Annotated in this window: 19 protein-coding genes and 1 tRNA gene; 6 read left to right on the forward strand and 14 right to left on the reverse strand. The window is 67.6% G+C overall.

Translation table 11 applies throughout. The annotated features are described in order from the left end of the window. Nucleotides 1–37 precede the first annotated feature (37 nt). The 5 genes from panC to PS060_RS04470 all read left to right on the forward strand — a co-directional run bounded on the left by panC (nt 38) and on the right by PS060_RS04470 (nt 4,891). Nucleotides 38–916 (forward strand): pantoate--beta-alanine ligase, encoded by an 879-nt coding sequence (gene panC / locus PS060_RS04450; RefSeq protein WP_273985776.1) that lies wholly within the window; start codon nt 38–40, stop codon nt 914–916. 62 nt (nt 917–978) lie between these two features. Then, nucleotides 979–1,052, forward strand: a tRNA-Gly gene (locus tag PS060_RS04455). 215 nt (nt 1,053–1,267) lie between these two features. After that, nucleotides 1,268–2,680 (forward strand): glucuronate isomerase, encoded by a 1,413-nt coding sequence (uxaC, locus tag PS060_RS04460; protein ID WP_273986842.1) that lies wholly within the window; start codon nt 1,268–1,270, stop codon nt 2,678–2,680. After that, nucleotides 2,677–4,050, forward strand: a complete 1,374-nt coding sequence (locus tag PS060_RS04465) for a mannitol dehydrogenase family protein (RefSeq protein ID WP_273985777.1) — start codon at nt 2,677–2,679, stop codon at nt 4,048–4,050. Before uxaC ends, PS060_RS04465 begins: the two co-directional genes overlap by 4 nt. 109 nt (nt 4,051–4,159) lie before the next feature. Next, entirely contained in the window at nt 4,160–4,891 is a 732-nt protein-coding gene (locus tag PS060_RS04470) for a superoxide dismutase (protein WP_273985778.1), read from the forward strand. 129 nt (nt 4,892–5,020) lie between these two features. On the opposite strand, the gene PS060_RS04475 is transcribed toward PS060_RS04470, so the two are convergent. The 12 genes from PS060_RS04475 to pepN form a co-directional block, all read right to left on the reverse strand. Beyond that, nucleotides 5,021–5,431: a Na+/H+ antiporter subunit G gene (locus tag PS060_RS04475; protein ID WP_273985780.1), complete on the reverse strand. Its 411-nt coding sequence runs from the start codon at nt 5,429–5,431 to the stop codon at nt 5,021–5,023. Further along, the gene (locus PS060_RS04480; protein ID WP_273985782.1) at nt 5,428–5,709 is read right to left on the reverse strand and encodes a K+/H+ antiporter subunit F; all 282 of its coding nucleotides are present in this window, start codon (nt 5,707–5,709) and stop codon (nt 5,428–5,430) included. The genes PS060_RS04475 and PS060_RS04480 overlap by 4 nt, the downstream gene beginning before the upstream one ends. Further along, nucleotides 5,706–6,191 carry a Na+/H+ antiporter subunit E gene (locus PS060_RS04485; RefSeq protein WP_273985783.1) on the reverse strand — a complete coding sequence of 162 codons (486 nt, stop codon included), beginning with the start codon at nt 6,189–6,191 and terminating at the stop codon, nt 5,706–5,708. Before PS060_RS04485 ends, PS060_RS04480 begins: the two co-directional genes overlap by 4 nt. Then, the gene (locus PS060_RS04490) at nt 6,188–7,711 is read right to left on the reverse strand and encodes a monovalent cation/H+ antiporter subunit D (protein WP_273985786.1); all 1,524 of its coding nucleotides are present in this window, start codon (nt 7,709–7,711) and stop codon (nt 6,188–6,190) included. The genes PS060_RS04485 and PS060_RS04490 overlap by 4 nt, the downstream gene beginning before the upstream one ends. Beyond that, nucleotides 7,708–8,094, reverse strand: a complete 387-nt coding sequence (locus PS060_RS04495) for a Na+/H+ antiporter subunit C (RefSeq protein ID WP_273985788.1) — start codon at nt 8,092–8,094, stop codon at nt 7,708–7,710. Before PS060_RS04495 ends, PS060_RS04490 begins: the two co-directional genes overlap by 4 nt. Further along, nucleotides 8,091–10,928 carry a monovalent cation/H+ antiporter subunit A gene (locus PS060_RS04500; RefSeq protein WP_273985791.1) on the reverse strand — a complete coding sequence of 946 codons (2,838 nt, stop codon included), beginning with the start codon at nt 10,926–10,928 and terminating at the stop codon, nt 8,091–8,093. Before PS060_RS04500 ends, PS060_RS04495 begins: the two co-directional genes overlap by 4 nt. 142 nt (nt 10,929–11,070) lie before the next feature. Then, nucleotides 11,071–11,622 carry an adenine phosphoribosyltransferase gene (locus tag PS060_RS04505; protein ID WP_273985792.1) on the reverse strand — a complete coding sequence of 184 codons (552 nt, stop codon included), beginning with the start codon at nt 11,620–11,622 and terminating at the stop codon, nt 11,071–11,073. A 92-nt stretch (nt 11,623–11,714) separates the two neighbouring features. Next, the gene (locus PS060_RS04510; protein ID WP_273985793.1) at nt 11,715–12,572 is read right to left on the reverse strand and encodes a cytochrome c1; all 858 of its coding nucleotides are present in this window, start codon (nt 12,570–12,572) and stop codon (nt 11,715–11,717) included. Nucleotides 12,573–12,626: 54 nt separating this feature from the next. After that, a complete protein-coding gene (locus PS060_RS04515; RefSeq protein ID WP_273985795.1) occupies nt 12,627–13,988 on the reverse strand; it encodes a cytochrome b in 1,362 nt (453 codons plus the stop codon). Between the two features lie 65 nt (nt 13,989–14,053). Further along, on the reverse strand, nt 14,054–14,617 hold the full coding sequence (petA, locus tag PS060_RS04520) for a ubiquinol-cytochrome c reductase iron-sulfur subunit (RefSeq protein ID WP_273985796.1): 564 nt from the start codon (nt 14,615–14,617) through the stop codon (nt 14,054–14,056). Between the two features lie 232 nt (nt 14,618–14,849). Then, nucleotides 14,850–15,599, reverse strand: coding sequence for a peptidoglycan editing factor PgeF (pgeF, locus tag PS060_RS04525; RefSeq protein ID WP_273985798.1), 750 nt, complete (start codon nt 15,597–15,599; stop codon nt 14,850–14,852). A 4-nt stretch (nt 15,600–15,603) separates the two neighbouring features. Next, a complete protein-coding gene (pepN, locus tag PS060_RS04530; RefSeq protein ID WP_273985800.1) occupies nt 15,604–18,264 on the reverse strand; it encodes an aminopeptidase N in 2,661 nt (886 codons plus the stop codon). A gap of 52 nt (nt 18,265–18,316) precedes the next feature. Between pepN and PS060_RS04535 the strand changes: the two genes are divergently transcribed. After that, nucleotides 18,317–19,111, forward strand: a complete 795-nt coding sequence (locus tag PS060_RS04535; RefSeq protein ID WP_273985801.1) for an SDR family NAD(P)-dependent oxidoreductase — start codon at nt 18,317–18,319, stop codon at nt 19,109–19,111. Here PS060_RS04535 and PS060_RS04540 read toward each other — a convergent pair. Both PS060_RS04540 and PS060_RS04545 read right to left on the reverse strand, forming a co-directional pair. Then, nucleotides 19,094–19,981, reverse strand: a complete 888-nt coding sequence (locus tag PS060_RS04540; RefSeq protein WP_273986843.1) for a DMT family transporter — start codon at nt 19,979–19,981, stop codon at nt 19,094–19,096. The genes PS060_RS04535 and PS060_RS04540 overlap by 18 nt on opposite strands. 20 nt (nt 19,982–20,001) lie before the next feature. Further along, entirely contained in the window at nt 20,002–21,021 is a 1,020-nt protein-coding gene (locus PS060_RS04545) for a threonine aldolase family protein (RefSeq protein ID WP_273985802.1), read from the reverse strand. Nucleotide 21,022: the final 1 nt, after the last annotated feature.

Below are 21,022 nucleotides of genomic sequence, written 5' to 3' on the forward strand. Positions count from 1 at the left end.
TAGGGCGCGGTTTCGGTCTAACCGTGGAGGCGTGGCGGTGCAAACGGTCAATGGGTTGCTGATGTTGAGAACCGCTTTGGCACAGCTGCGCGGCGGAGGCGGATCGCCCCGTTCACGCATCGCGCTGGTGCCCACGATGGGCGCGCTGCACGAAGGCCATCTGACCCTGGTCCGCCGCGCCCGGGCCGCGGCCGATCACGTGGTCGCCTCGATTTTCGTCAATCCCAAGCAGTTCGGCCCCAACGAGGATCTCGACGCCTACCCCCGCCAATTGGCCGCCGACGCGGCGCTGCTGGAGGCCGAGGGCGTGGCGCTGCTGTGGGCGCCGACGGTGGAGGCGATGTATCCGGCGGGCTTTGCCAGCAATATCAGCGTCGCCGGGGTCAGCGATGGCCTGTGCGGCGCGGCCCGGCCCGGCCATTTCGACGGCGTGGCAACGGTGGTGTGCAAGCTGTTCAACCAGGTGCAGCCCGATGTGGCCTTCTTCGGGGAAAAGGACTTCCAGCAGCTCGCGGTGATCCGGACGATGGCGCGCGACCTTGATCTGACCGCGCCGCACGTCGACGCGATCATCGGGGTTCCCACCGTGCGCGAGCCGGACGGCCTCGCCATGAGCAGCCGCAACCGCTACCTCACCCCCGAACAGCGCGCCGCAGCAGCGGCGCTGCCCCGCGCGATGAAGACGGCGATTGCCGCGATCGAGGGCGGCGCGCAGGTAACCGCCACCCTCGCCGGGTTGGAGGCCGCCTTGATCGCGGCAGGCTTTGCCAGCGTCGATTACGCCGTGCTGGCCGACAGCACATCGCTCGCCCCGCTTGGCGCGCTCGGCCCCACCCCCGCACGCCTGCTGGTCGCCGCCCGGATCGGCGGGACACGGTTGATCGACAACATGGCGGTCACCCCGCGCCAGTCCTGACACCGGCAAATCGCCGTTGACCTGCCAAGCCAAACAATGGCATTGGGCCGCCAGCCCAGTGAGCGGGTATAGCTTAGTGGTAAAGCTCCAGCCTTCCAAGCTGGCTATGCGGGTTCGATTCCCGCTACCCGCTCCAGCCCTCCCTTTCCCAACCCCATCTTGCCACCCACCGAGGCGACTTCGCCTCGGCGGTTCGTGCTGTGATCACGGCGGGCAGGTGTGTGCCGCCGACCTTGGCCACCTTGTCCGAACACGGCGCGATCTGACGGTGCAGGCCGATTTGAAGAAACCGGTGTCATAGAGAACGCGTGCGTGGCAATGATCGCGCGCGAATCAATGTCGGAGCCGATGATGACGCCTGCCCTCACCCTCCACCCCGATCGCCTGCTGCCGGTCGATCCGGCGATGCGCGACATTGCCCGGCGGCTCTATAACGCGGTCAAAAGCCTGCCGATCATCAGCCCGCATGGTCACACCGATCCGGCCTGGTTTGCGACCAATGCCCCCTTCGGCAATGCGACCGAGCTGCTGCTGGTGCCCGATCACTACGTGCTGCGGATGCTCTATTCGCAAGGGATTGCGATGGAAGACCTCGGCGTTGCCCCGGTCGGCGAGGAGAGCCGCGCCGATCCGCGCGCGGCGTGGCGCCTGTTTGCCAGCCATTACCACCTGTTCCGCGGCACGCCTTCGCAGATCTGGCTCGACTGGGTGTTCGCCGAGGCCTTCGGGCTCGATGTGCGGCTCTCCGCCGCCACCGCCGATCACTATTTCGACCACATCACCGATCGCCTCGCCAGCGATGCCTTCCGCCCGCGTGCGCTGTTTGAACGCTTCGGGATCGAGGTGATCGCCACCACCGAAAGCCCGCTCGATCCGCTCGCCCACCATCAGGCGATCCGCGACAGCGGGTGGCAGGGCCGGGTGATCACCGCCTATCGCCCCGATCCGGTGGTCGACCCGGAATTCGAAGGCTTCGCCGATAATCTCGCCCAGCTTGCCGCGATCACCGGGGAGGACTGCGAGAGCTGGGACGGCTATCTCGCCGCGCATCGCCAGCGCCGCGCGTTCTTCGCGCAGATGGGCGCAACCTCGACCGATCACGGCCACCCCACCGCAGCCACCGCCGACCTGCCCCGCGCCGAGGCCGCGGCGCTGTTCGCCCGCGTGCGCGGCGGGAAGGCCACCCCCGCCGATGCCGAGCTGTTCCGCGCGCAGATGCTCACCGAAATGGCGGCGATGAGCCTTGAGGACGGGCTGGTGATGCAGATTCACCCCGGATCTTTCCGCAACCACAACCCGCAGCTGTTCCACCGCTTCGGCCGCGACAAGGGCGCCGACATCCCGACCCGCACCGACTATGTCACCGCGCTGCGCCCGCTGCTGGCGAAGTTCGGCAACGAAGCGGGGCTGACGATCATCCTCTTCACGCTCGACGAGAGCGCCTATGCCCGCGAACTCGCACCGCTGGCCGGGCATTACCCCGCGCTGCGATTGGGCCCGGCGTGGTGGTTCCATGACAGCCCCGAGGGGATGCGCCGCTTCCGCCGGATGACCACCGAGACGGCGGGCTTCTACAACACGGTCGGCTTCAACGACGATACCCGCGCTTTCCTCTCGATCCCCGCGCGCCACGATCTCGCCCGGCGGATCGACTGCGGCTATCTTGCCGAACTGGTCGCCGAACACCGGCTGAGCGAGGACGAGGCCGCCGAGCTGGCGCGCGATCTCGCCTACAACCTCGCCAAGCAGGCCTACCGGCTGTGAGGCTGTCGCGCGCGCAGCTCGATCATCTGCCGCCCGCGGTGCTGCGGCCGCAGCGGCTGCCGCAGGCCAGCGGTATCGTCCATTTCGGGATCGGCGCGTTCCACCGCGCGCATCAGGCGTGGTACACCGAGGCCTGCATCGCGGATGGCGCGCAGGAATGGGGGATCAGCGGCGTGTCGCTGCGATCGGACAGCGTGGCCCGGCAGCTGAACCCGCAGGACGGGCTCTACACCCTCACCACGCGCACCGGAGCGCGCGCCGAGACCCGCGTGATCGGGGCGGTGCGCGAGGTGCTGGTCGGCTCTCCTGACCGTCAGGCGATCATCGCCCGGCTGGCCGCACCCGAATGTCACATCGCCAGCTTCACCATCACCGAAAAGGGCTATGCCCGCGCGCCTGACGGGGCGCTTGACCGGGCGCAGGCCGCTGGCGGTTTCTACCCGCTGCTGGAAGAGGCGCTGCGCCGCCGCCGCGCTGCGGGCCTTCCCGGCCTCACCCTGCTCAGCTGCGACAATCTGCCGGGCAATGGCACGATTCTGGGCCAATTGGTCGGCGCATGGCTCGATGCCGCCGATCCGGCGCTGGCGCGCTGGTTCGCGCAGGAATGCACCGCGCCCGAGACCATGATCGACCGCATCGTGCCTGCCTCCTCTCCCGCCGATCGTGATGACATCGCGGCCATGATCGGGATGCGCGACGAGGGCGCGGTGTTTGCCGAGCCGTTCAGCCAGTGGGTGATCGCCGGACGCTTTGCCGGGCCGCGTCCCGCGTGGGAGCACCACGGCGTGCAGATCGTCGCAAATGTCGCGCCTTACGAGAACGCCAAGCTCAGGATGCTCAACGGCGCCCATTCGCTGCTGGCCTATTGCGGGTTGGCGCGCGGGCACGCCTATGTTCATCAGGCCATCGCCGATCCGGCCTTGCGCGCGCTGGCCGAGGCGCTGATGCGCGAGGAGGCCGCACCCACCATCGCCGCCGGGCCGGGCCAGCGCCTTGACCCCTATGCCGATGACCTCATCGCCCGCTTTGCCAATGCGGCGCTCAATCACCGGCTGGCGCAGATCGCGATCGACGGCAGCCAGAAGATCCCGCAGCGCTGGCTGGCGACGCTGGCCGACGCGCAGGCGCAGCAGCGCGGCTGCCCGGCGATCCTCACCGCGCTTGCCGCCTGGCTGCGCCATGTGCGCGGCGACAACGGGCCGGTTGATGATCCGCTGGCCGATCAGCTGGCGGCCGTGTGGGCAAGGGAAGGCACGGGCGGGATCGTCACCGCGCTGTTCGGGCCGCAGGGGCTGCTGCGCTCGGCATGGGTGCCCACCCCTGACGAGAGCGCCTTCATCGCCGCGCGTCTGGCACCGGCCAGCGCATAGGGCTCGGCTTGTCGCAGCAGGCCTTGCCATGCGCGCCGCCGTCGCCAAATGTGAGGCCAAGACAAGGTGCCGCGCCGGCCCGCCCGCGCGCCGATCAGGAGAATTCGTGATGACCCGTGCCAAGGCCTTTTCGCTCGCAATCGCTGCGCTCGCCCTGCCCGCTGCCGCGCTGCCGCTGGCGGTGAGCGCACAGCAGAGCGCGCCTGCGCCTGCGCCTGCCGTCTTTACGCTCGCGCCATTGCCCTATGCGCCCGAGGCGCTTGAACCGGTGATCGATGCCGAGACGATGCGGATCCACCATGGCAAGCACCATCAGGCCTATGTCGACAATCTCAACAAGGCGATCGCCGCCGATCCGTCGCTCGCGGGGGTGCCGCTTGAACAGCTGGTCGCGCGCGCGGGCACGCTGCCGGCCGCGATCCGCAACAATGCCGGCGGACACTGGAACCACACCTTCTTCTGGGAGACGATGGCGCCGGCAGACAAGGTCGGCGCGATTTCCCCTGAGCTGGCCGCGGCGATCGACGCACAGTTCGGCGGGATGGACAAGTTCAAGGCGGCGTTCAAGGCCGCGGGCACGGCGCGGTTCGGATCGGGCTGGGTGTGGCTGATCGTGGGCGCGGACGGCAAGCTGGCGATCACATCGACCCCCAATCAGGACAACCCGCTGATGGACGCAGCCGAGGTCAAGGGCACGCCGGTGCTGGGCAATGACGTGTGGGAGCACGCCTATTACCTCAAGTGGCAGAACCGCCGCGGCGACTATCTCGATGGCTGGTGGCAGGTGGTCGACTGGGGCAAGGTCTCGGCGCGTTATGCGGCGGCGACCAAGGCGGGCTGATTGGCGGCTGGCGCTGCCCTGCCATTGCAGGTTTTACGCAGGTGTTACGCAGCGCTGGCGCGGCAAGCACCGGCGCTGCGGTGATGTTTCACGTGAAACACTGGCGCTATCGCAGGAGGCGCGGCGGGGCTAATCGCCCGCCATGTCGCCTGTGCTGCCCAGTTGCGGTGCCTCATGCGTCGCCCAATCGGCATCGGGCGAAGGGCGCTCGGGAAGCCCTGCCGGGCCGGGCACCTCGCCCCCCTCACCCAGCCGCAACCGGTGCAGATGCACCTTGGCGATCAGGTTCGCGCTGACCGGCGCGGTGAGGAAGAGGAAGGCCGAAACGAGGATCTCGTGGGTGGTCCACACCCCCTCGCCAAGTTGGAACCACACCACCGACGCGACAAGGATCGCGCCCAATCCCAACGTCGTGGCCTTGGTCGGGGCGTGGAGCCGCTCCATCAGCGAAGGCAGGCGCACCAGCCCCCAGCTGCCCACCAGCGCAAAGCCGGCCCCCAGCACGATCAACGCGCTGACAATGATCTCGGCAGCGGTCATTCGATGATATTCCCGCGCAGCACGAACTTGGCATAGGCCGCCGTGCCGATGAAACCGACCATCGCCAGCAGCAGCGCCGCCTCGAAGGACGTGCCGCTCCCGGTGGCGATCCCGGCGAGCACGATCAGGCCGATGACATTGATCACCATCGTATCAAGCGCAAGGATCCGGTCGGCCACCCCCGGCCCCTTGAACAGCCGCCACAGGTTCATCGCCAATGCGAGCCCCAGCGCCGCAAAGCCGAAGGCGAGCGCCCCCTCAAGCACTGACAGGCTCATGCGAAAACCTCCTTCAGCCGGGCTTCGTAGCGCGCCTTGATCTTGGCAATTTCCGCTGCCGGATCAGGGGCATGGAGCGCGTGGACGAGCAGGAAACGGCCACAGGCGGAAACATCGGCAGAGACCGTGCCGGGGGTCAGGCTGATCGTGCCCGCCAGCACCGTGACCGCCTCGGGCGAGGCAAGGTCGAGCGGGATCGTCAGCCATGCGGGGCGCAGATCGCGGGTCGGCTTGAACAGCACGATCGCCGCGACCTCGAAGTTCGCGACGATGATGTCCCGCACCACCAGCGCGCAGAAAGCGAGCCCCTTGCCGAACCGCACCCGCGGTCGCCCCGGCCACCAGGGTGCGGTGAAGATCGGCACCAGCACGGCGAACACCAGCCCGAGGAACAGCGCGCCGAAGGTGAGGTCGCCGACCATCACCATCCACATGACGACCAGCAGGACAGAGAGGCCGGGATGCGGCAACAGGCGGCTCATGGTGCAGGCTCCTGTCCCAGCACCGCAGCGCGGTTGACCAGCGGTTCGAGCACCTGCCAGGCCGTCTCGTCGGCATAGGCGCTCGCCCAGCCCGCACCCGCCGACAGCGCCGCCAGCAGTGCCAGTGCGACAGCAGCGGGCAAATGGTCGAGGCGGGACACCGTCCGGGCTGGAGCATCGCAGTCCTCCCGCACCTTCCAGAACACTGCACTGCCCACGCGGGCAAAGCCGACCACGCCGATGAAGGTCGTCCCCAGGATCACGCTCCACACCCAGCCCCAGCCGGATTGCCCTCCGGCGGCGGTGAGGATCAGCAGCTTGCCGATGAAGCCCGACAGCGGCGGCAGGCCGACCGCGGCAATCGCGGCAAGCATGAACAACAGCGCGACCCCGCTGCGCCCGGCAAAGTCGGGGCCGGGCTGCGCGGCATCGCCAAAGCTCCCCCTGCGCCGAGCGGCAATGTCGGCGATCAGGAACAGCGCGGCGGCTGCCAGCGTCGAATGGACGAGGTAATAGAGCCCCGCTCCAAGGCTCGGGCGGGTGAAGGCGGCGACCGCGATCAAGAGCGTGCCGGTCGACCCGATCACGCCGTAAGCTGCCTGTTCGGCCATGCTGCGCGCGGTGAACACCCCGGCAAAGCCGACGCAGGCGCTCACCAGCGCGGCGATCCACAGCCACTCGTAACCCGCCCCCGCCGCTGCGACCGCGTCCACGCCGAACACCTGCGGCACCACGCGGATGATGGCATAGACGCCGACCTTGGTCATGATCGCAAACAGCGCCGCGACCGCCGGGGTGGCCACCGCATAGGTGCGCGGCAACCACAGGTGCAGCGGCACCACTGCGGCCTTCAGCGCAAACACGCTCACCAGCAGCAGCGCGGCGATCCGCAGCAGGCCTTGGTCAGCAGGCGGCACCTCAGCAACCCGCAGGCCCATGTCGGCCATGTTGAGCGTGCCGGTCAGCGCGTAGAGCATCCCCAGCGCGATCAGGAACACCGCCGAGCCGACGAGGTTCACGATCACATATTGCACCCCGGCCTTCAGCCGCGCCGCGCCCTGCCCGTGCAGCATCAAGCCGTAGGAGGCGATCAGCAGCACCTCGAAAAAGACGAAAAGGTTGAACAGGTCGCCGGTCAGGAACGCGCCATTCAGACCCATCAGCTGGAACTGGAACAGCGCGTGGAAGTGCTGGCCCTTGGCCGAGGCCCGCGTGATTGTCGCATGAGCAAGCGCTATGAGCGCCAGCACCGCGGTCAGCACCAGCATCATCGCCGCGAGCCGGTCTGCCACCAGCACGATCCCGAAGGGCGCGGGCCAATCGCCCAGCGCATAGACCGAGACCGTCCCATCCGCCGCCTGAACCATCAGCGCCAGCGCGGCGGCCAGCATGGCGAGGCACGCGGCAAAGCCCAGCCCGGCGCCCAGCGCGCGCCGCCGGCGCATGATGAGCAGGATAATCGGTGCTGCCAGCGCGGGGATCGCGATGGGAACGACCGGCAGATGATCGGCGAGGGTCACGGCTGGTCGCCCTCCGCCTCGTCCGCAGCCAGCCCGTCCTGCGGATCGCAGGGGACGCGCGCACCGTCGACATGGTCGCTGCCGCTCTCAAGGAAGCTGCGCAGGGCGAGGATCACCACAAAGGCCGTCATGCCGAAGGTGATGACGATCGCCGTCAGCACCAGCGCCTGCGGCAGCGGATCGGTATAGGCGCTCACGGTCTTGTCCCAGATCGGCGGGCGGCCGATCACAAGCCTGCCGCTGGCAAACAGGAACAGGTTCACCGCATAGGAGATCAGGGTCAGCCCCAGCACCACCTGAAAGGTGCGCGCTCGCAGGGCGAGGAATACGCCGCCTGCCACGAGCACGCCGATCGCGCTCGCCACGAGGAATTCGTAGCTCATGCCGCGTCCTCCTGCGCCTTGGCAGCGGCGCTGTCAGCGCGTTTGGAAATGTGGCTCAGCTGCGCCAGCGCCAGCATCACCGCGCCAAGCACCGTCAAGAACACGCCAGTATCGAACAGCATCGCGCTTGCGAGCTCGAACTTGCCGATCAGCGGAAGGCTGAAATAGTCGAACCAGCTGGTCAGGAACGGCGCGCCCAGCGCCATCGCCCCGAGACCCGTGGCCATCGCCACCAGCACGCCCCAGGCAATCAGGCTGTGCTCGGCGAAGGGCTTGCGCGCGTCCGACCAGTCAAACCCGGCGGCGAGATACTGGACGAGGAACGCCGCTGCCACCACCAGCGCGGCGATGAACCCGCCACCCGGCTGGTTGTGGCCGCGCAGGAACAGATAGATGCCCACCAGCAGCGTCAGCGGCAGGATGATCCGGCTCGCGATGAGCAGCATCATCGGATGGCGCTCGGGCGAGAGCGGCATATCCGCGCGCCACGCCCTGAGCCGCGCGCCTGCCGCTCCGGTCGCCGCGGTGTCGAGCAGCGCGAAGATGCCGAGGCCGGCGATCCCCAGCACGATGATCTCGCCGAGGGTATCGAAGGCGCGGAAGTCGACGAGGATGACGTTGACGACATTGCTGCCCCCGCCGCCGGGCTTGGCATTGGCGAGGTGGAAGGCGGCGATGCTCGCGCCCGGATCGCGCGTCAGCATCGCCCAGGCGATCCCGCCGACCAATACGCCAAGGCCCACGGCCAAAGCCCCGTCGCGCCACTTGCGCGGGGCAGAGGACAGCATCGGCGGGCTCTTGGGCAAGAGGTGCAGCGCGAGCAGCATCAGCAGGATCGTCACCACCTCGACCGAAATCTGCGTCAGCGCGAGATCGGGGGCGGACAGTACGGCAAAGGCGAGGCTGACGACGAGGCCGATGACGCTGACATAGATCAGCACGCGCAGCCGGTTGCGGCTGTCGTTGACCACGGCAGCCGTCGCCGCGATCAGCAGCGCCCAGGCGATCACGGCCGGGACGGGCGCGGGGATGCCGGGGCGCGCGCCGGTCAGCACGCCGCCGCCGATCATCGCCCCCTCGATCACCAGCAGCGCGATCACCGCGAAGCTCGCCAGCAGCATGGTCTGGAGCGAGGGCGTATGGCTCGCGACCATCGCCTTGCGCACCCAGCGGTCGGCAAAGGCCATCACCCGCTCGAACAGGCGCTTGGCATCGGGCAGGCGGGCGCTCTCCCATGCGGCCAACAGCAGCCTGTGTTGCCATAGCATCAGCGCCCCGCCCGCGACCGCGATCAGGCTGAGGATCAGCGCGAGGTTGACCCCGTGCCACAGGCCAATCTCGACCGCGGGGCGAGGCAGGCCGGTGACAGCCCCCGTCACCGCCCCCACCAGCGGCGCGGCCAGCGCCATCGGGACAAGGCCGAGCAGCACCGCCAGCGTGGTCAGCAAGGCGGGCGCGGCCCACATCCCTGCGCCCGGATCATGCGCGCGGGCAAAGGGCTCGGCCTCGCGCGGTTGGCCGAAGAACAGGTGCCCGGCGAGGCGCAGCGAATAGCCGACCGAGAATGTTGCCCCGATCGTCGCCAGCACCGGCAGCAGCCACGCCATTCCGAACAGCGCCAGCTTGGGCGTCTGGTAGAGCATCAGCTCCTTGGAAATGAACCCGCCCAGCGGCGGCAGCCCCGCCATCGACGCGGCGGCGAGCGTCGCGACGGCGGCGGTGATCGGCATGGCCTTGGCCAGCCCGCCAAGGCGGCGGATGTCGCGCGTGCCGGTTTCGTGCTCGACAATCCCGGCGGACATGAACAGCGCGGCCTTGAACGCCGCGTGGTTGAGGATGTGCAGCACCGCCGCCATCGCCGCCGCCTCAAGGCTGAAGCCCAGCAGCATCACCAGCATCCCCAGCTGCGAGATCGTGGAATAGGCAAGGATGCTCTTCAGATCGTGCCGGAACAGCGCGACGCCCGCGCCGAACACCATCGTCACAAGACCGACCGTGGTGACGGTCACGGTGTAGAGTTCGGTTCCCGCCAGCACCGGCCACAGCCGCGCGAGCAGGAACACCCCCGCCTTCACCATAGTCGCGGAGTGCAGGTAAGCGCTGACCGGGGTCGGCGCGGCCATCGCGTGGGGAAGCCAGAAGTGGAACGGGAACTGCGCGGATTTGGTGAAGCAGCCGATCAGGATCAGCGTCAGCATCGCCGGATAGAGCGGCGATGCCTGCACCGCCTCCGCCCGCGTCAGGATCGTCGCGAGGTCGAAACTCCCCGCCGTCATGCCCAGCAGCAGCAGCCCCGCAATCAGCGCGAGCCCGCCGCCGCCTGTCACCGCCAGCGCCATGCGCGCGCCCTGCCGCGCTTCGGGCTTGTGCTGCCAGAAACCGATCAGCAGGAAGGAGGCAAGGCTCGTCATTTCCCAGAAGATCAGCAGCAGCAGCACATTGCCCGCGATCACGATGCCCAGCATCGCGCCCTGAAACAGCATCAGGCTGGCAAAGAAGCGCCCGGTCGCCTCGCCCGGATAGAGATAGAAATAGGCGAAGATCACCACCAGCAATCCGATCCCGAGGATCAGCAGCGCGAACATCCAGCCCAGCGGATCGACCATCAGTGTCAGATCGAGGCCGATGGCCGGCACCCATGCCCACGCGGCTGAGGGCACTTCGCCGCCCATAACCGGCCCCGCAAGGCTCGCCAGCAAGGCCAGCCCGCCCGCGCTTGCGCCTGCCGCCAGTGCCGCATGGAGCGCGCGCGATGCCGTGTGCAGCAGCGCAATTGCGAGCGCGGCGGCAAAGGGCAGCGTGACCAGCAGCAAGAGCGTCAAGGCATAAGCCATTGGCGGTTCCGGTGGTTCCCTTTGGCGTGGATCGGCGAGGCGAGCGGGCGCGCCCGGCACCCATTAGGGGCTTAGACGAGCGGGTTACATGATTACAACCCCGCGCGGCTCGCCCGGGTTCCCCCGGCGTGCGGCAGCGCGTTCAGTCGCCTTCGAATTCCATCAGCGAGGCGACGGTAATCCCCGCAGCCCGCAGGCGATCGGCACCGCCGAGGTCGGGCAGGTCGATCACGAACAGCGCATGGCTGACCACAGCGCCCGCCTTGCGCAGCAGCTCCGCCGAGGCAAGCGCGGTGCCGCCGGTGGCGATCAGGTCATCGACGATCACCACGCTCTGCCCGGGCACAACCGCGCCAGGGTCCATCTCGAGCCGGTCGGTGCCGTATTCGAGCGCATAGTCGATGCCGATGGTATTGATCGGCAGCTTGCCCGGCTTCCTCACAGGCACGAAGCCCACGCCCAGCTGCTCCGCCACCGCCGCGCCGAAGATGAAGCCGCGCGCTTCCATCCCGGCGATCTTGTGCGCGCCCACATCACCGGCGAGCGCGGCAAGGTGGTGGACGCTCGCGGCCATGCCCTGATGGTGGCCGATCAGCGTGGTGATATCGCGGAACTGGATGCCCGGTTGCGGAAAGTCCGGCACGGTGCGCACCAGCGCTTTCAGCTCGGCGGGAGAGAGATGCGGTGATGCCATGTCCGAGAAGCCCCTTTTGCCCCCTCAAAGCAGAGCGCCCCGCCATCCGCAAGGGATGACGGGGCGCCAATGCGTGCCGGAGCGAGAGAAGCTTACGACTTCTTCGGCTTCATCCCGGCCCAGATCTGCTTGTAGCTGAGGAAGGCCAGCACGGTGGCGAACAGCAGGAAGCCGATCACGAACATCCCGGTCTGCTTGCGCTCCACCAGCGAAGGCTCGGCGGTCCAGGTCAGGAAGGCGGCCACGTCAGCCGACATCTGCGGGATGGTCGCCTTGGTGCCATCGGCATAGGTCACCTGCCCGTCAATCGAAAGCGGCGGGGGCATGGCGATGTTCACGTTGGGGAAGTGCTTGTTGAAGTAGAGGCCCGCGGGGGTCTCGAAACCAACCTTGGCTGCCTTGGCGGGATCGGGCTCGCCATAGCCGGTCAGCAGGTCATAGACGTAGTTCGAACCGTCATGACGCGCCTTGGTCATCAGCGAAAGATCGGGCGGAATGGCGTTGTTGTTGGCCGCAGCCGCCGCGATGTTGTTCGGGTAGGGGCTCGGGAAAGCGTCGGTCGGCTCGCCCGGACGGGTGGTGGTCTCACCGGTCGCCGGGTCGATGCCGGGGACGGTCCAGGCCGCCGCTTCGGCGTCAACTTCGGCTTCGGTGTAGCCGAGTTCCTGCAGGTTGCGGAAGGCGACGAACTTCAGGCTGTGGCAGGCCGAGCAGACCTCCTTGTAGACCTGATAGCCGCGCTGCAACTGGGCATAGTCCCACTTGCCGAACACGCCGTCGAACGAGAAGCCGGCTTCGGGGCCATGGCCATGCTCGTAGAAGGCATAGGACGGCTGCTTTTCCGGCGCCGGGCCGAAGGCGAAGTTGTAGGCACCGGGCAGGAGCGACCAGAGCACCAGCACCGCGGTGATGGCAAGGCCTGCAATGATGCCGCCGAGACGAATAGACATGACCGAACTCTTTCTCGTTATCGGTTCAGATTGCTGGGGCGTGCCCCCGGCCGATTACTCGGCCGGTTGCAGCGAACCATCAGGAAGGGTGCCGGCGTCACCGCCGTCGACATTGCCAGCGCGCGGGGCTTCGGCCGCCTTGTCCTTGCCGACCACCGCTTCGGTGATCGAGAAGGGCAGGGGCTTGGGCACCTCGATCTGGCTGACGATCGGCAGCACGACGAGGAAGTGCAGGAAGTAGTACGCCGTCGCGATCTGGCTGATGATCACGTAGGGCTCTTCCGCCGGCGCACCGCCGCAGATGAACAGCGCGATCATGGTCGGGATCAGGCCGAACCAGAAGAACTTGCGGAACATCGGACGATAGTGACCCGAACGCACCGGGCTCTTGTCCAGCCAGGGCAGGATGAACCACAGCAGGATCGAGCCGAACATCGCGATCACGCCAAGCAGCTTGGCCGGGATCAGCACGATGCCGGTGAACGGGATGCTGAGGTCGCCGGTGAAGGCGCGCAGGATCGCGTAGAACGGCCAGAAGTACCATTCGGGCACGATGTGTGCAGGCGTCGAGAGCGGGTTCGCCTCGATGTAGTTGTCCGGGTGACCCAGCGCGTTGGGCAGGAAGAACACCATGGTGGTGAACAGGATCAGGAACACGCCGAGGCCGAAGCCGTCCTTGGCGGTGTAGTAGGGGTGGAACGGCACGGTGTCCGATTCCTGCTTCACTTCCACGCCGGTCGGGTTCGACGAGCCGGGGATGTGCAGCGCCCAGATGTGCAGGATCACGACGCCCGCGATCACAAAGGGCATCAGGAAGTGCAGCGAGAAGAAGCGGTTCAGCGCGGCGTTGTCCGGCGCGAAGCCGCCCAGCAGCCAGATCTGCAGCGGCTCGCCCACCAGCGGGATCGCGCTGAACAGGCCGGTGATGACCTGTGCGCCCCAGAAGCTCATCTGGCCCCACGGCAGCACGTAGCCCATGAAGGCGGTCGCCATCATCAGCAGGAAGATCACCACGCCCAGCAGCCAGATCATCTCGCGCGGGGCCTTGTAGGAGGAGTAGAAGAACCCGCGGAAGATGTGCAGGTAGATCACGATGAAGAAGAAGCTCGCCCCGTTGGCGTGGGCGTAGCGCAGCATCCAGCCGTAGTTGACGTTGCGCATGATGTGCTCGACCGTGCCGAACGCGACCTGCGCGTTGGCGGCGTAGTGCATCGCAAGCACGACGCCAGTGACGATCTGGATCATCAGGCAGAAGCCGGCGAGCACGCCGAAGTTCCACATATAGTTGAGGTTGCGCGGCACCGGATAACCGGCCCCGACCGCATTGTAGACCAGACGCGGAAGCGGAAGCTTCTCGTCAAGCCACTTGGTCAAGGCGGTTTGCGGTTCGTACTGCTTGGCCCAGGCGAAACTCATGGCGTTCTCTCGGCTTGATCGATGAAAAGATGGGTCGATTATGGTGTGCGGTCAGATACGCAGGCTTAGCCGACGCGGATGACGGTGTCGGAGGTGAACTCGTAATCCGGAACCACGAGGTTCTTGGGCGCCGGGCCTTTGCGGATGCGCGCGGCGGTGTCGTAGTGCGAACCGTGGCAGGGGCAGAAATAGCCGCCGAACTCGCCGCGGTTCTCACCTTCGGCCGCACCCAGCGGGACGCAGCCGAGGTGGGTGCAGACACCCATGGTGATGAGCAGGTCTTCGTGACCGGCCTTGGTGCGCTCGGCGAGGGTCTGGGGATCGCGCAGGCTGCCGACGTCGACCTTGTTGGCCTCTTCGATTTCCTTGGCGGTGAGGCGGCGCACGAACAGCGGCTGCTTGCGGAACACGGCCTTGATCGCCTGCCCTTCGGCGATCGCGCTGACATCGACTTCGGTGGTGCTCGCCGCCTTGACGTCGGCCGAAGGGGCCATCTGGCTGACCAGCGGAAACAGCAGCGACGCGCCGCCAACGCCCGCGGTGCTCAGTGCCGCAATGTGGATCCAGTCGCGGCGACGCACGCCATCGGCGGTGCTGAGTTCGTTGGAGGCGGCCGTGTCAGTAGCCATTTCGTCTTACCCTGCTCGTTTTGCCGCGGCGGAGAGGCGTCCCGCGCGGCGTGATGTTCCAATGGCGAGGCTTGCGCCCCGGGGTGCGTATCCGTCGATTGGTCCCTGTTCCGGAGTTTGGAGCGCCTTGCGGCACCCTCCCCCCGAAACTTGGGCGGGGCAATTAACGGCAATCCAGCAAGATTCCAACCGTGTTTTAAGCAAGCCACGTTCGGCAGCGTGCAAGCCAACCTCAGGGCAGCGCGATCATGCTGATCTGCCTGCCATAATTCGCCTCACCCGCCTTGGTGGCGCGCCTGTGCGAATGGTAACGCGCGACGTGTGAGAATGTATCCCGCCCGACATCAGCAATTTTGCTAAGCCCCGCCGCAGCCAGCCGCGCCATGATGAACCCGGGCAGGTCGAACTGCCAGCGCGGGGCACCCTCTCGGTCAGGCGCCGCGGCAAAGAAGCGCGCGGCATCGGGGGCAAAATGGGCGCGGAAGGGAGCATCGACCTCGTAGCTCGCCTGCGCGATGGTCGGCCCGAGCACCGCGGCGATGTTCGCCCGCGTGGCCCCCAGTGCCTCCATCGCGGCGATGGTGTTTTCGAGCACGCCGTCCACGGCCCCGCGCCACCCGGCATGGGCTGCGCCGACGACACCTGCGGCGCGGTCGGCAAACAGGATCGGCCCGCAATCCGCCGTGACGATCCCGAGCACGATGCCGGGCGTGGCGGTGACGACAGCATCGGCGACCGGACGGCCCTCGGCGCTGTCGTCCCATGCTGCAGTGACGGTGACGACATCGGGCGAATGCACCTGATGGGGCGCGGCGAGCTGGCCGCCGGGCAGGATCGCATCGGCTGCTGCGGCGCGCAGCGCCCGCACCTCGGCCCCATCCCCCGGCCCGCCGAAACCGAACTGGTGGGCGCCGCCGCTGCTGCCGAAAAAGCCATGCGGCACGCCTTCAAGCAGCGGCGCGGTGTCGGTCTGGAACGTCACCTGCTCAACCTTCCAGCGAGCGGCTGACCTGCTCGAAGGTATCGCGCGACAGGTTCCCCGCCGCGAGGATCCGCTCCAGCTCGCCCTTCATCAGCGCCGCCCGGCCCGCCTCGATCCGCCGCCAGCGCCCCAGCGAGGGGACGAAGCGCGCCGCCGTCTGCGGATTGATCGGATCGAGCGCGAGGATGACATCGGCCACCATCCGATACCCTTCGCCATCCGCCTTGTGGAAACCCTTGGGGTTGCCCGCAAAGGCCATGTGCAGCGAGCGCACGCGGTTGGGGTTCTTCATGGTGAAGTCGGGATGCTCGGCCAGCTGGCGGACATGGGCGATCACATCGGGGTGGAGCGACAAGGCCTGCAAGGTGAACCACTTGTCGATCACCAGCTCGTTGCCCTTGTAGCGCTGGTAGAACGAGGCGAGCCGCTCAGGCCGCTGGGGGCAATCGAGCCCGCACAGCACCATCAGCGCGCCCTGCCGGTCGGTCATGTTGTCGGCGGCGTCGTATTGCGCCGCCGCCAGCGTGGCCGCGGTCGCCGGGTCGGCCGCCGCGATCAGGGCGAGCGCGATGGTCTTGACCTTGCGCGCCCCGCGCCCGGCCGGATCGTCAAGCGCAATCGCCGATGCTCGGGCGTGGAGTGCGGCGAGTTCAGCCGCGAGCGCCGTGCCGATGGCAGCCTTCAGCCCCTCGCGCGCGGCGTGGATCGCACCGGGATCGGCCTTGCGCTCTCCGACCGCCATCGCTTCGAACAGATAGGTTTCGGACGGCAGCACCAGCAATTCGCCGCGCATCGCATCATCGAGCGCGTTGTCGGTAAGGCTTGACCGGAACGCGCCGATGATCGCCGCCTCACCCGCCGCCTGCGCTTCTGCCGACAGCGTGCCACTCGCCGCGCCCACGAGGTGCCCGACGGCGAGTTCCTGCAAGGCTTCCGAACGGGCGAAAGGATCATCGTCATGCGCGGCGAGGAACACCAGATCCTCGCGCGCCAGATCACGCTCGATCACGACAGGCGCAGTAAAGCCGCGGTTGATCGAGACCACCGGATCGGCGCCGGCGAGCGGCAGATCGAAGCACTGATCCTCATCGGTCAGCACGATCAGCTGCTCAGCCCCAAGCGCGCCCGAGCGTGCGTGGAGGGCGACCCGCAGGGGAATCGGCATCGGCAGCTTGTCGGGCTGGCCCGGCGTGACAGGGACTGTCTGCTTGAGGGTGAGCTTGAGCGTGTCGCCCGCGACCACCTGCGATACGGCAATGCGCGGCGTACCGGCTTGCGCATACCAGCGGCGGAACTGGGTGAGATCGATCCCCGCGCCGTCTTCGATGGCCTTGATGAAATCCTCGCAGGTCGCCGCCTCGCCATCGTGGCGGTCGAAGTAGAGGTCGCACCCTGCGCGGAACCGCGCCTCGCCCACCATCGCGCGCATCATGCGGATGACTTCCGCGCCCTTGTTGTAGACGGTGGCTGTGTAGAAATTGCTGATCTCGCGGTAGCTGTCAGGCCGGATCGGGTGCGCGAGCGGCCCGGCATCCTCGGGGAACTGCGCGGCGCGCAGGATGCGCACATCCTCGATCCGCTTGACCGCCTCGCCCCGCATATCCTGGCTGAACAGCTGGTCGCGCAGCACGGTGAAGCCTTCCTTGAGGCTCAGCTGGAACCAATCGCGGCAGGTGATGCGGTTGCCCGACCAGTTGTGGAAATATTCGTGCGCGATCACGCCCTCGACCGCGTCGAAGTCCGCGTCGGTCGCGGTGTCGGGATCGGCCAGCACATACTTGGTGTTGAAGACGTTGAGCCCCTTGTTCTCCATCGCCCCCATGTTGAAATCGCTGACCGCGACGATGTTGTAGAGATCGAGGTCATATTCGCGGCCGAAGGTGTCCTCGTCCCACTTCATCGAGCGGTGGAGCGATTCGAGTGCATGGTCGGTGCGTTCGAGGTCTTCCTTGCGCACCCAGACATTGCATTCGACCACGCGGCCCGAGCGGGTGGTGAAAGGCTTGGAGTTCGCCACCAGATCGCCCGCCACCAGCGCGAAGAGATAGGACGGCTTGGGCCAGGGATCGTGCCATTCGGCCCAATGGGTGCCGTCGGCGTTCTCGCCCTCGGCCACGCGGTTGCCGTTGCACAGCAGGATCGGGAAGAGCGCCTTGTCACCCTCCATCCGCACCGCATAGGTCGAAAGCACGTCGGGCCGATCGGGGAAGAAGGTGATGCGGCGGAAGCCCTCCGATTCGCACTGGGTGCAGAGCATCCCGTTCGAGGCGTAGAGGCCCATCAGCTGGGTGTTGGCGCTGGGGTCGATGGTGGTGACCACTTCGACCATGTGCTTGTCGCCCGGCAGGGTCACGATCAGGTCAGGCCCATCCATCCGCCACTCGGCCGGTGCGCCATCCACTGTCACGCTTGTCGCGGTGAGGCTGTCGCCGTTGAGGCGCAGTTCGTTCGTCGGCGCGGCGGCGGGGTTGCGCTCGACTGCGAGGGTCGCGGTGACATGGGTCGCGCTCAGCCCCAGCTGGAAATCGAGCTTCGTCGTCGGCACAGCCCAGGCAAAGGGCGTGTAGTCCTCGCGCCGAATGACGGGCGGCTCGTGCGGGGTGGGGGCGGCGTCGGCCAGTTCGGGGTTGGCTTCGGGGGTGATCGGGGTGCTTGCGATGTCCATGAGCGCCGATTTAGGTTGATTCGCACGGGCGTCCAATCTTTAGGTTGGCCGCATGGCGCATTTGCTGATCTTCGGCCTCGGCTACACCGCCGGGCGTATTGCCGCCGCGATGCGGGCGCGGGGTTGGCAGGTAGCCGCCACAGGGAGCGCGGGCGACATCGCCTTTGCCGACCGCGATGCGGTGCTGGCAGCGATGGGCGAGGCGACGCATATCCTCTCCTCCGTCCCGCCCGAACGGGCGAGCGGCGGCGATCCGGTGCTGGAGGCCTATGGCGAAGCGCTGCAAGGCAAGGCTCTCTTCTACCTCTCCTCCACCGGCGTCTATGGCGACCGCGCGGGCGCATGGGTGGACGAGGCGACGCCGACCATCGCGCAAAGCGGAGAAGGCCGCCGAAACGCCCGGGCCGAGGCTGACCTCGCATGGCTCGGCATGGGCGCGCGGGTGTTCCGGCTGCCGGGCATTTACGGCCCGGGACGCTCGGCGCTTGACCGGGTGAGGGAAGGCAAGGCGCGGCGGATCGACTTGCCCGGACAGGTGTTCAGCCGCGTCCACGTCGACGACATCGCCAGCGGGGTGGTCGCGGCGCTGGTGCAGGATGCCCCGGCGGGAGCCTACAATCTGGGCGACGACCTGCCGTGCAGCGGCAATGAAGTCACCGAGCACGCGTGCCGGCTGCTCGGCCTAGCCTTGCCGCCGCTGGAGTCGCTGGAGAAAGCGAACCTCTCCGAGATGGCGCGCGGGTTCTACATGGAGAACCGCCGGGTCGCCAACGGCAAGGCCAAGCGGGTGCTGGGGTGGTCGCCGCGCTATCCCACCTATGTCGAGGGGTTAGCGGCGCTGCTTTGAACGCAGCGCCAGCCCCATGCCGAGCAGCGCGAGCGCCATGCCGCCGGCCGAGAGCGCGTCCCACACGAAGCCCTCGAACAGGGTCGACAGCCCCATCGCCACGCATACCGTCACGATGCCGTTATAGGCGGTCTTCCCCGCGCCAATCTGGCGCACCAGATTGTAGTGCAGCGGAAAGGTCACCACCGATCCGATGATCGCGAGATAGGCCGTCCCCGCCCAGAACTGCCACCCGCTCGGCACCACCGGTGGGCCTTCGGTGGCGAGGGCATAGACGAGATCGAAGAGCACCCCATAGACCATCGCCCAGGCAAGGAAGCTGACCATCGGCACGCCCCTGCCGGTGGGGTTGGCCTGCACCACATTGGCGATCGAGGCCGCCATCATCCCGCCCACAGCCAGCACGATCCCCAGCAACACGTTGCCACCGAGCGGCGCGGCGTTCCATTCGTGCACCAGCAGCATCGCCACACCTGCAATCGCCACCAGGCTGCCGCCGACAAAACCGCCCTGCACCCGCTCGCCGATAAACACCCGTGCGAAGATCGCATTGGGCACCATCAGCAGCGCGAACATCACCGCGACGATGCCCGAGGTAATGTGCTGCTCGGAATGATAGACGAACAGGAAGTTGCCCGAAAACTGCGCGATCCCCACGCCCAGCGCCAACAGATGCTCGGGCCGGTTGAGCCGCAACCGCTGGCCCATGACCATCGCCAGCGCGAACAGCGCCGGGGTCGCCAGCATGAAGCGGTAGAACACACCCCACGCGGCGGGCACATCGGCGATCTGGCCGGTGATGACGAACCAGGTCGAACCCCAGATCGTCCCCGTCACGAGGAACGGGATCAGCACCTTGGGGCTGAGCATCGACGGAGCGGCGGTGTCACTCACAGCGCGGCAATCGCCTTGCCCAGCGCGACGGCATCCTCGCTGCGGGTGTTCCATGCGGTAACGAAGCGCGCGCTATCCGCGCCCCAATCGTAGAAGGCGAAATCCTGCGCCCGCAGCGCCTCTCGCTCGGCAGGCGTCAGGCGGACGAACAGCTCGTTCGCCTCGACCGGGTGGAGCAGGCGGTCGCCGCAGCCCGCGGCCACCTCTTGCGCGGCGGCATTGGCGTGCGTCGCGTTGGCGAGCCACAGCCCGTCATCGAGCATCGCGAGGATCTGCGCGGCGAGATAGCGCCCCTTGCATTGCAGATGCCCGGCGCGCTTGCGGCGATAGCGCACCTGATGCGCCGCCTCGGGATCGAAAAGCACCACGGCTTCCGCCCCCATCCCGCCGTTCTTGATGAAGCCGAAGGCGAGGCTGTCGACCGGGCCGCTCGCATTGCGCGCGGCATCCTCGGGCGAACCGCCAAGGAAAGCCGCCGCATTGGCAAACCGCGCGCCGTCCATGTGCAGGCCGAGACGACGTTCCTTTGCGAAAGCCCCCAACGCCGCCAGCTCAGCGGGCGAATAAGCGCGGCCATATTCGCTCGCCTGCGTGATCGCGACGGCGTGGGGCTGCACCTGATGGACGTCATTGCGGATCGGGTCGATCAGAGCGGCGATGCCCTCAGGGGTCAGCTTCGCACCCTCGCCTTCTGCCAGCATCAGCTTGGCCCCGTGGAGGAAGAACCCCGGCGCGCCGCCCTCGTCCACCTCGATATGCGCCTCGCGGTGGCACACCACCCCGCCGTGGGGCGCGCACATTGTCGCCAGCGCGAGGCAATTCGCCGCCGTCCCCGTCGCCACCCACAGCGCGGCACATTCGCGCCCGAACAGCGCGGTGAAGCGCGCATCGAGCTCGGCAGAGAGCGCGTCCCCGTCATAGGGATTGTCCGGCGCATCGGCCGCGCGCATCGCCTCCCACAGCTTGGGGTGGACGGCGGCGGCGTTGTCGGACAGGAAGGGCTTGGACAGAGTCATC

Origin of the sequence: Erythrobacter sp. BLCC-B19 (assembly GCF_028621955.1) — a bacterium.
GTDB lineage: Bacteria > Pseudomonadota > Alphaproteobacteria > Sphingomonadales > Sphingomonadaceae > Erythrobacter.